At 43.4% G+C, this 10,045-nt stretch carries 10 protein-coding genes; 3 read left to right on the plus strand and 7 right to left on the minus strand.

Annotated features, from left to right (window positions below; translation table 11 throughout):
• Positions 1–139: 139 nt before the first annotated feature.
• The 4 genes from WB217_RS00070 to WB217_RS00085 all read right to left on the minus strand — a co-directional run bounded on the left by WB217_RS00070 (position 140) and on the right by WB217_RS00085 (position 4,384).
• Positions 140–1,330, minus strand: a complete 1,191-nt coding sequence (locus WB217_RS00070; protein WP_423989464.1) for a M14 family zinc carboxypeptidase — start codon at positions 1,328–1,330, stop codon at positions 140–142.
• Positions 1,331–1,440: 110 nt separating this feature from the next.
• The gene (locus WB217_RS00075) at positions 1,441–2,025 is read right to left on the minus strand and encodes a TetR/AcrR family transcriptional regulator (protein WP_423989466.1); all 585 of its coding nucleotides are present in this window, start codon (positions 2,023–2,025) and stop codon (positions 1,441–1,443) included.
• A gap of 15 nt (positions 2,026–2,040) precedes the next feature.
• Positions 2,041–2,748, minus strand: a complete 708-nt coding sequence (locus WB217_RS00080) for an MBL fold metallo-hydrolase (RefSeq protein WP_423989468.1) — start codon at positions 2,746–2,748, stop codon at positions 2,041–2,043.
• 115 nt (positions 2,749–2,863) lie between these two features.
• A complete protein-coding gene (locus tag WB217_RS00085) occupies positions 2,864–4,384 on the minus strand; it encodes an amino acid permease (protein WP_423989470.1) in 1,521 nt (506 codons plus the stop codon).
• Positions 4,385–4,732: 348 nt separating this feature from the next.
• Here WB217_RS00085 and WB217_RS00090 point away from each other — a divergent pair, with 348 nt between their 5' ends.
• Together WB217_RS00090 and WB217_RS00095 are read left to right on the plus strand one after the other, a co-directional pair.
• Positions 4,733–6,742: a carbon starvation CstA family protein gene (locus WB217_RS00090; protein ID WP_423989482.1), complete on the plus strand. Its 2,010-nt coding sequence runs from the start codon at positions 4,733–4,735 to the stop codon at positions 6,740–6,742.
• The gene (locus tag WB217_RS00095) at positions 6,735–6,938 is read left to right on the plus strand and encodes a YbdD/YjiX family protein (RefSeq protein WP_423989472.1); all 204 of its coding nucleotides are present in this window, start codon (positions 6,735–6,737) and stop codon (positions 6,936–6,938) included. The genes WB217_RS00090 and WB217_RS00095 overlap by 8 nt, the downstream gene beginning before the upstream one ends.
• Before the next feature lie 121 nt (positions 6,939–7,059).
• Here WB217_RS00095 and WB217_RS00100 read toward each other — a convergent pair whose 3' ends face one another.
• The 3 genes from WB217_RS00100 to WB217_RS00110 all read right to left on the minus strand — a co-directional run bounded on the left by WB217_RS00100 (position 7,060) and on the right by WB217_RS00110 (position 9,555).
• Positions 7,060–7,782 carry an amino acid ABC transporter ATP-binding protein gene (locus WB217_RS00100; RefSeq protein WP_423989474.1) on the minus strand — a complete coding sequence of 241 codons (723 nt, stop codon included), beginning with the start codon at positions 7,780–7,782 and terminating at the stop codon, positions 7,060–7,062.
• Positions 7,779–8,435, minus strand: a complete 657-nt coding sequence (locus tag WB217_RS00105) for an amino acid ABC transporter permease (RefSeq protein ID WP_423989476.1) — start codon at positions 8,433–8,435, stop codon at positions 7,779–7,781. Before WB217_RS00105 ends, WB217_RS00100 begins: the two co-directional genes overlap by 4 nt.
• 289 nt (positions 8,436–8,724) lie before the next feature.
• A complete protein-coding gene (locus WB217_RS00110; RefSeq protein ID WP_423989478.1) occupies positions 8,725–9,555 on the minus strand; it encodes a transporter substrate-binding domain-containing protein in 831 nt (276 codons plus the stop codon).
• 187 nt (positions 9,556–9,742) lie between these two features.
• Here WB217_RS00110 and WB217_RS00115 point away from each other — a divergent pair.
• Positions 9,743–10,045 (plus strand): glyoxalase (locus tag WB217_RS00115; RefSeq protein ID WP_423989480.1); only part of this gene is annotated, 303 nt, incomplete at its 3' end.

Genomic DNA, 10,045 nt, shown 5'->3' on the forward strand with positions numbered 1-10,045 from the left:
CCTGGAACGGAAATCAACAGACCTGTATTACTTCTCAACCAAAATGAAAAACTGTAGACAAGCTCGCTTTAATCGAGTTTGTCTACAGTCTGAAGCAGCGGGAAAGCATCCCGATGCTTTTTTTACAGGAATAGAATTGCTATAAATAAAGTCCAGCCAAAAAGATTCCCAGTACATCTTCATATATTTCATCAAACTGGGATAGTGGCAGCGGATTGATTCCGGATCCCAGTTCCACGGTGAAGCCCGGACGGCGCCAATCCTGGATGAACCAGTCTTTATAGCCTGCATAGCTTTCAATTGTTTTGACTGGCTTGTAGCCGCTTACCCGTGCGAATTCTTTAGCCATTGCTTCGGATTCAGGTGGCTCAAGGTTATCAAAGCCCCAATAAATCTCTTCGCCTTGGGTATGGAAAGCAAGAACACGCGAAAAATCACGCCTTCTTGTCAGTTCTGCCATTCCAATTGCTTCGGGTTCGGTCAATGGGCGCTCACCGCCATAATCCCTTGGACCTGGCTGTTTAGGGTTGCGTGCTCTTTCAAGCTCCCATTTTGCCGGGAACTGGTCATTTAAGTCGACCCCGCGGATATTCGCCTTCCAGCCTGTAAAATCCCTGCTTCCTTTATTAAACTCGACGACCCTTTCATTCCATGGCTCCTCAACCGGTGGTCCATGCATTACAAGATTCACGCCATCAGGATTAACCATAGGAACAATCGAAAGAGTTGTTTGGCTATAGAAGTTCGCCATGGACAGCCCGCGGATAGAAGTTTTATTCGTTACTGCAAGCAGGTAATCGTTTAAAAACGTCATGATAATGGGAGTCGTGATCCATTCATTCGCATGGAAGGAAGCATTATAGTGCACTCTTTTGCTCCCTTTACCTATTAACGCTTCCGGTATCTTTTTTCCCAACACTGAATTTCCGATGGATGGCAGCTGCATAAATGGATATACACTCTGCAAGCGGTTCAAGTCATTCGTAAGTGCAGCATAATCATAATTTTTCTTTCCCTGGACAATCCTCCAGGTAATTCTCAGAGGAATCTTGATCATCTGGCCGATGTACAACCCGTTGGGATTGATATTCCGGTTTGCCAGCAGCAAAGCATCCACTTGCAGCTTCCTGCTCTGTGCAATTGCCCATAATGTATCCCCTGCCCTGATTCTGTAATCCACGGCAGCATAGCCGGGTATCTTAACCCTCTGTCCTGCCATAAGTGCATTGGGATCCAAATCGCGGTTAGAATCTATGATCAGCTGAAGAGAGACATTAAAAACATTGCTGAAGTACCAAAAGGAATCTCCCCTTCTCACATATATATCCATAGCGCTCCTCCTGTCCTTGCTAAAGTTGCCTCTATATATATGTATGTGACTACTTTTCAAAACTGGCAGGAATATTTAAGAAACATATATTTAATGAAGCTTTTTACGCATTAATTGCTTATATACCAAGCATTTAATCCAGCCAAAAAAGCTTTAACCGCCAACTTATAACTGTCGTCTAAATCTAGCGAGAGCCCAAAGCCACCTTTCTGTTCAAGCGAGGCAAACCCATGCATAATGCTTCTCAATCCCCTGACAGCATGAATAGCAGAATCCTCCTTCAATCCAAATGGCTCGATGGTCGAAACGACCAGTTCAACAATTTTCTTCCCTGCGTAATAAACTTCTGTATCAGCAGGGTCTGGAGCAGATAATGCCGACTCGTACAAACCTGGATTTTGTCTTGAAAAAGAAAAATAGGCTTCACTGACCGCCAGCACAGCTTCTTCTCCTGGCTGTCTGCCTGCTGCCGCTGTGGCTAATCCGCTGTAAAGCTTTTCTAATGAAAAGATCGCCAGCTCTCTTTTGATTCCCGAAAGTCCGTCAAAGTGGTTATATAATGAAGGAGGTTTTATTCTAAGCTTTTTCGCAAGCAAAGCAAGGGTTACGTTCTCGCTTCCAAATTCATTTGCTAGCTCAGCTGCTGCCGTGATAATTTCATTTTTATCGAGAGCTACTTTCGGTCTTGGTGACATGTTCTTTCTCTCCTTTTATTTGAATAAAATCGCTTCGGCTTTCTTGATGGCTTTTTCAATATGATCTCCAGGAGATCGAAGCAATTCCCCATGCCCCACTGCAAGCAAGCTCGGCTTTAGTCCTTGGATGATTTTGGCGCTCTCCAGCGCTGCTTCTTTGTTCCAGGTTGCCATTGCCGGGAACGGAAACCACGGAACTGTTACGCCTGACACGGCTGTATCTCCTCTTGTCTGGAAGGCATCACCTGCTATTACTGCATTAGTCCTAACATCAAGGAATGACATGGACCCAGGTGTATGACCCGGAGTGAAAATGGCTGTTAACGATCCAATTTTATCTCCATCCTGTAAAAGTACATCTGCCTTTGTTTTAATATTCTTAGGAATTCCTCCGCGTATTGGAGTTTGAGATTCTGAAGGGTCCAGCGATGTATCTCCAGCTAGCAGTCGGGAATCTCTTGCTGAAATATAAACAGGTACTTGCAGCATATCTTTCAATTTATCCAGCGCTCCAATATGATCACCATGTGCATGTGTCAGAACAATTCTTGAGATTGGCTTCCCAATTTGCTTTGCCGCCTGCAATATAGGTTCTGCACTATTAGGCAACGCCGCGTCGATCAAAGTCAAACCATCCTCTTCTTCAATAAAATAACAATTCACCGGAAACAGTTTTGGCATAAACGTCAGTTGATATAGAAATCCTTCTTTTATCACTCTCATGAATAAACCCTCCATTAAAACTAATATCATTAGTTTTATTTTAACTAACCTCATTAGTTTTAACAACAATAACTTTTCGACAAAAAAAACAGAGGCTGCCAGCCCCTGTTCCAAGTTACTTTTTCACTTCGGTTGTTATTCCAGTCGGCGTAAGATCCATCTCCTTTAAGCCAACCCATTTGGTTTTTTTGGCGATTTTATAGCCGAACCACAAAGCGAGGAATAGTGGAATTCCAATATATGTTACCATTATTCCCTGCCAATCAATGCTGTCCCCTGTAAATGCTTGATAGTTTTGCCCCAGGATAATGAAGATACAAAGTGCAGCAGCAAACAAAGGCCCTAACGGGAACCATTTCGCCTTATAGGTTAACAGATTCATATCTCTTCCCTGTGCGATGTAGCCCTTACGGAAACGATAATGGCTGACGGCTATGCCTACCCACGCCAGGAAACCGGCAAGCCCTGATGAATTCAGGAGCCACATGAATACCTTTCCCTCACCGAATATGGAGCTGAGGAATGCCAGCAGCCCGAACGCAGTTGTAGCCAGCAATGCATTGACCGGAATACCATTTTTATTGACCTGTTTCAGGAACTTAGGGGCCTGTCCCTCTTTTGCCATCACCCATAACATTCTTGTAGATGCATATAAACCTGAATTTCCTGCAGATAAAACAGATGTTAATATAACAGCATTTATTATAGACGCAGCAAATGCAATGCCTGCATTTTCAAAAACGAGTGTGAACGGACTCATTGCCACTTTATCGATATCTCCGCCAAGCAGCCTTGAATCTGTGAACGGAATGATCATGGCAATCACAAAGATTGATAGCATATAAAATAGCAAAATGCGCCAGAAAACCTGCTTGATTGCTTTTGGGACATTTTCCTTAGGATTTTTACTTTCGCCAGCTACAATCCCGACAATTTCAGTTCCCTGGAACGAAAAACCCGCTACCATGAAAATTCCAATGATTCCAAGAATACCATTGTTAAATGGGGCATCACCAGTAGTAAAGTTTTTAAAACCTCCGACATCTCCTGACATGATACCAAAAATCATTAGCAATCCAGAAATAATGAAGGCGATAATAGCCACTACTTTAATAAGTGAGAACCAGTATTCAGCTTCACCATATTGTTTTACGGATAGGAAATTAAGTCCAAAGATAATGGTTAAGAATAGTGCGCTCCAGATAAAAGATGGTGAATCAGGAAGCCAGTATTTCATTAAAATCGCAGCCGCGGAAACTTCAAGTGCCAGGGTGATTGCCCAGCTGAACCAGTAAATCCAGCCAATTGCAAAACCAAAGGCCGGGTCAACAAATCTTGTTGCATATGTACTGAAGGATCCTGTTACCGGCATATAAGTGCCCATCTCACCTAGGCTCGTCATAAGCAAATACACCATGAAACCGATTATGCCATAAGCAAGCAGCGCGCCGCCCGGGCCTGCCTGGTAAATCGAAGCTCCGCTGGCTACAAATAATCCAGTTCCAATACTGCCTCCGATGGCAATCATCGATAAGTGCCGGGTGCCCAGCCTTCTTTTTAATCCTGATGCATCGCTTCCTTTTTCTTTATTAATCCCGCTGATTGCTTGTGTACTTGTAATATGAGCTTCTTTCATAGTTTCTCCTCTCCTGTTGCTCGGTGTAGATAAGAATAATGCTTGTTTGCTAACTTGTTCGTAGGAGTAAACTACCCGCTTTTATTATTCCGCTAACCTTCTGATGAAAAATAATATCGTTCGACCGTTAATCCGATAAATTTTTGCAAATCAAATTATCTAATACCTGAAATTTCACACGCCAAAAATATCGGGAAGATAATCTGAATAAAATTACTTATTTAAAAATTTAGAATTATAAAATATAATTTGGACATACCAAATAAAAAGGTGGGAAAAAAGTTGAAAGCTATTAGGTCTATTATCATTTGGGGACTGGTCTCCGCACTTGGTGCAGCTGGCTTCGCGATGATGGCATTGAGCAGCGGAGAAAGCGTTAATGCCATCTGGCTATTAACGGCAGCAGTCAGTGTGTATGCCATTGCGTACCGGTTTTACAGCCGATTCATGGCAAGAAAAGTATTTGAACTGGATGACAACCGTAAAACTCCCGCAGAAATTAACAATGACGGGAAGGACTATGTCCCGACGAATAAATGGGTGCTTTTTGGTCACCACTTTGCAGCCATCGCTGGGGCTGGCCCCCTTGTAGGTCCAATCCTGGCAGCGCAGATGGGGTATTTGCCGGGAACGATTTGGATTGTAGTCGGTGTTGTTTTAGCAGGTGCTGTCCAGGACTTCATCATCCTGTTTGGATCCATGCGCCGAAATGGTAAATCGTTAGGTGAGATGATTAAAGATGAAATGGGAAAAGTGACTGGCTTTATTGCCATGATCGGGATTCTCGGTATCATGATCATCTTACTGGCAGTTTTAGCTTTAGTTGTTGTGAAAGCGCTCGCAGGAAGTCCTTGGGGTATGTTTACTATTGCCGCAACGATTCCTATTGCGGTGTTCATGGGATTCTATATGAGGTATATCCGTCCAGGACGGGTTGGTGAAGCCTCTGCTATTGGAGTTGTACTGCTCCTTTTGTCCATTTTCCTTGGGCAGACTGTTGCGGAAAATCCATCATTAGCCGCCATGTTCACTTTTAAAGGCGAAACAATTGCAATTATGATGATCATTTATGGTTTTATTGCTTCAGTTTTGCCTGTATGGATGCTGCTTGCACCGCGTGATTATTTGAGCACATTCCTTAAGGTTGGAACAATTTTAGGACTTGCTCTTGGAATCATTATTGTAGCACCGAACCTGTCTATGCCTGGAGTTACGCAGTTCGTTGACGGTACAGGCCCAGTATTTGCTGGAAATATGTTTCCTTTCTTGTTCATTACTATTGCCTGTGGAGCTGTATCCGGGTTCCATGCGTTAGTATCATCTGGTACAACACCAAAAATGATCGAAACAGAATCTCATGCACAGCCGATCGGTTATGGTGCTATGCTGACAGAATCCTTTGTTGCAGTCATGGCAATGATTGCAGCTTGCGTCCTGACACCAGGGATTTACTTTGCGATTAACAGTCCTCCTGCTGTGATTGGAACTGACGCTATCCAGGCTGCCCAAACAGTTACGAGTTGGGGATACACGATCACTCCTGATGATATAACTAACCTCGCTGATGATGTAGGAGAAGAAAGCATTCTCTCACGTACTGGTGGAGCGCCGACTCTGGCAATTGGTATGGCCGTGATTTTCTCTAAAGTGATTGGCGGAAAAGCATTGATGGCTTTCTGGTATCACTTCGCCATCCTTTTTGAGGCTCTGTTTATCCTAACGACAATTGACGCTGGTACTCGTGTTGGCAGATTTATGATCCAGGATATTATCGGAACGGCTTACAAGCCATTCGCCAGGACCGATGCATTGATTCCTAACATTATTGCTACTACTCTTTGTGTACTTGGATGGGGATATTTCTTATACCAGGGTGTCATCGATCCGCTGGGTGGAATCAATACCCTATGGCCGCTGTTTGGAATCGCAAATCAGATGCTCGCGGCAATTGCCCTATTACTTGGAACGACTATTTTGTATAAAATGGGTAAAAAAGCGTATGTATGGGTTACGCTCGTCCCAACTACATGGATTTTAATCGTGACAATGACAGCTGGCTGGCAGAAGCTTTTTCACGAAAATCCTAAAATCGGTTTCCTTGCTCACTCAAAAGTATTTAAGGAAGCCTTGGATGGAGGAAAGGTACTTGCACCTGCCACTACTCCAGCACAGATGAAACAGGTGCTGGTCAATGATTATGTCGATGCAGGATTGACAGCCTTCTTCATGATTGTCGTCATCACTGTCCTGATTTCAGCCATTAGAATCTGGATGAAGGTTTTAACCAACCAGAAGCTAGATCTTCACGAAGATCCTTACGTGCCACGAAATGAAGGTGACTTAAAGCATTATGCTTAATCGTCTTAAGAGACTTTTTCATTACAGGAAACAGTTCATCAGCCTGCTTGTCGGTGTGCCTAGCTACGAAAAATATGTTGAGCACATGGCGGTCCATCATCCTGAAGAACCTGTTAAATCAAGAAAAGAGTTTTTCTGTGAAGCACAGGAGGCAAGGTACAGCGGCAAAGGCGGCAAGGTTTCACGCTGCTGTTGAACAGTAAAGCGCAATTGCCTCGTATGGCTGACTTACAAACAAACTAGTAAAAACAAGCCTGCATCTCTGTATGCAGGCTTGTTTTATAGCTATTAATCTGTTAATCAAAAGTTTGAATGCTTTATAAAACCTTGCTCAAAAAGGCTTTTGTCCGTTCATGCTGCGGGTTTTCGAAGAGATCTTTTGGCTTGTTTTCTTCAATGATCAAGCCCCCGTCCATAAAAATGACCCTGTCCCCCACTTCCCTGGCAAAACCCATTTCATGGGTGACAACAACCATTGTCATTCCTTCGCGGGCCAGCTGCTTGATCACTTCGAGCACTTCTCCGACCATTTCTGGATCAAGTGCCGAGGTAGGTTCGTCAAACAGCATGATTTTCGGTTCCATCGCAAGTGCCCTGGCGATGGCAACACGCTGTTTCTGGCCTCCTGAAAGCGAAGCCGGATATGCATCTGCCTTGTCCTCCAAGCCTACCTTTTTCAAAAGCTCCATACCTTTCGCCCTCGCATGCTCTTCCGAAATTCCGCGAACCTTTAGAGGAGCAAGCATGATATTCTCCATCACTGTCTTATGAGGGAATAAGTTGAAATGCTGAAATACCATCCCAACATCCTCACGCACTTTATTAATATTGATGCCTTTATCGGTGATGTCCATTCCTTCTATCAGCACATGGCCATCGGATATCGTTTCAAGCAAATTGATGCAGCGCAGAAAGGTTGATTTTCCTGAACCAGATGGCCCTATGACTACCACTACTTCCTGCGGCTGGACTTCAACATCTATCCCATTCAATACCTTGTTCTGGCCAAAGGATTTCTTTAGATTTGCAACTTTTATCATTCTGTATCAAGCCTTCTTTCCAGACGATTTAGCAGGAAGCTAAGTGAAAGTGTCAGTATTAGATAAATAACTGCGGCCGTCAGGTACGGCTCCCAAACCCGATAATACTGCCCCGCCATCGAACGCCCCCAGTACATGATTTCGGGGGTGGCAATGACCGCTGCAAGCGAGGATTCCTTGATCAGGACAATAAATTCATTGCCAAGCGGCGGAATCATCCTTTTAAATGCCTGAGGCAAAATCACGTAACTCATCGCTTGTACGTGGCTCATTCCGAGCGAACGGGCTGCCTCCATCTGTCCTTTGTCGATCGACTGGATTCCCGCCCTGAAAATTTCAGCAATGTATGCAGCCGCGTTCAAGGAAAGCGCGATGATCGTAGCAATAATCCCATTCGTTTCCCCCATGAACATGGGTACCACTCCAAAGTGAATCAATAAAATTTGCACAAATAACGGCGTTCCACGGAAGAAGGTAATGTACCAGTCAAACGGCCAGGCAAGCAGCTTCCGGCGCTGCATCTTGCCAAGTCCGATAAACAGGCCAAGGATTGTCCCAATTGCAATCCCCGCCAGAGATAGCCCGATGGTTACGAGTGTCCCTTTTAATAGATAAGGAGAATATTCAAGGATAATATCAAAACGAAAATCCATAGCTTGCCCCCCAAAACTTGAATGCTAATACTTCGAAAATGATCAATTCTTATAAAGTCCAAAAACTTTTAACGAGCCCAACTAGGAAAAAACTGAATCCAACAAGTTAAAAAACAGGCTCAACAACAATTTAAAAATGAATCCTGCAAGTGAAAAACCGACTTAAATAAGTACAAACACTTGATTCCGAATTCCACGATCAAACAGATTAATTGGTCCGCCATTATAAAAAAATGCGTAACACTAGTTTAAGAGTTACGCATCTTGGCAGGTTGTTTGTTTCCCAATGTTATTTTGATGCTTTTTGTGCTTCCTTCAGCTTTTCCATATTAGGCTTTTGCCCGAACCATTCCTGATAGATTTTCTCATATGTGCCGTTCTCGAATACCTTTTCGATCGCTTTATCGAAATCAGCCTTCAGCTCTGTACCTTTCGGAAAAAGAAGGCCGTAAAATTCCGCATCAAAGCTGCCGCTGTCTTCAATGACCTTCAATTTTTCCTTCGGGTTGTTTTTCGCATACACCTCAACCACTCCGTTATCTGCAACGACGGCATCGGCTCCTCCACTCATCATTTCCATGATGGCAAGGTTGTTGTTTTCGAATTTTTTGATATCCTCATTATTCTTTCCTAGGAGTTTATCCATTGCTTCCTGGCCAGTTGTGCCATTCTGGACGGCAACCACCTTCCCCTTCAGATCGGCCGCACTCTTAATCTCACTGTCTTCACGAACCAAAATCTTATTTGTTGAGAGGAAGTATGGCAAAGAGAAATCATAGGTCTGCTTTCTGTCATCATTTATCGTTATGGATGAAATTGCAATATCAGCACGCTTGCTTTTAATTTCTACAAAAATAGGATCCCAGCCGACATGTTCAATCTTCAGTTTATAACCTGCTTCTTCTGCAACTGCTTTTAGAAAGTCGATATCGAACCCAACGATTTTATCGCCTTCCATGTATTCAAACGGTGCATAGGCTGCATCTGTCACGACGCGGAGTTCCTTCTTTCCTGCTTCTGACCCTGTACCGCTCGTTTCGTTAGTCTTGCTTGTGCCGCAGGCAGAAACTATTAACGCTGTAATTGCCATCAGCACAATAGCAAAAAATCTTTTCTTCATCCTTGTTGCCCCCTCTTTTATAAAAAACGTGCTTAAAACTTTTAGTAATTTATATGTTGCAATGAGGGCTTGTATTACCCGAGGAGAATAAGAAAAATCAATAAGGAAAACTTATCTGCTAATATTCAAATCTCTAAATTTCCTTATCTCACCTATTAAATTACAATGAAAGAAAAGGAGGATTCACATGACATTCAAATTTAAAGCAATTGACCATGTACAGCTGGCTGCACCAAAAGGTTCAGAAGACAGTGCAAGGGAATTTTTTGGAGAAATACTAGGTTTTGAAGAAATTGAGAAGCCACCGGTGTTGAAAAAAAGAGGCGGCGCATGGTTCAAATATGGCAGCTGCCAGATCCATATTGGCATTGAGGAACCGTTCATACCTGCCCAAAAGGCGCATCCAGCTTTTGAAATGGAAAATATTGAAGGGTTGAAACAACACTTATCGGCAGCAGGTGTAGAGTATATTGAAGACGACAATCTGCCT

Source organism: Mesobacillus sp., assembly GCF_049588175.1.
In the GTDB taxonomy this organism is placed as follows: Bacteria; Bacillota; Bacilli; order Bacillales; family Cytobacillaceae; genus Mesobacillus.